At 50.8% G+C, this 451-nt stretch carries 1 protein-coding gene; it reads right to left on the reverse strand.

Features of this window, described 5'->3' with window-relative positions:
* Positions 1-62: 62 nt before the first annotated feature.
* Positions 63-284 carry a hypothetical protein gene (locus tag ACYVRA_RS08890; protein WP_461252353.1) on the reverse strand — a complete coding sequence of 74 codons (222 nt, stop codon included), beginning with the start codon at positions 282-284 and terminating at the stop codon, positions 63-65.
* Between the last annotated feature and the right edge of the window lie 167 nt (positions 285-451).

Below are 451 nucleotides of genomic sequence, written 5' to 3' on the forward strand. Positions count from 1 at the left end.
GGGGCGGGTGTGGTGGGCGTGTGAGCGGTGCTGATGGAGTGGGCGTGGCCGCTCTCGAGGTCCTAACGTATCGCAGGGCAAATGTACAAACTGGCTATTTTTCCAAGCGGCGTGGTAAACCTCGTCGATAAAACGCCCGATATGTCGAAACTGGTTTTTTCAAAATTAAAATCCGGCGCTTCAATTTCATCGTTCTGGTTAAAAACAAGGCCGAAATCAAAAGCGTTAGCTGAAAACGCGCCCAAATAAAGAATCGCCGCAAGCATAAGCAATATTTTTTTCATTGCGCGGCCTCCACCAAAGTAATTTCCACGCGTCTGTTAAGCGCCATTCCTTCGGGTGTGTTGTTGTCCGCGACGGGCTATTCAGAGCCGTATCCCCTGACGACTATTTCATTTGCTTTCCGCGCTCCCAATTTGACAAGATAATCCGCGACCGCTTGCGCCCGCTC

It is taken from the genome of Treponema sp. R8-4-B8, from assembly GCF_054786175.1.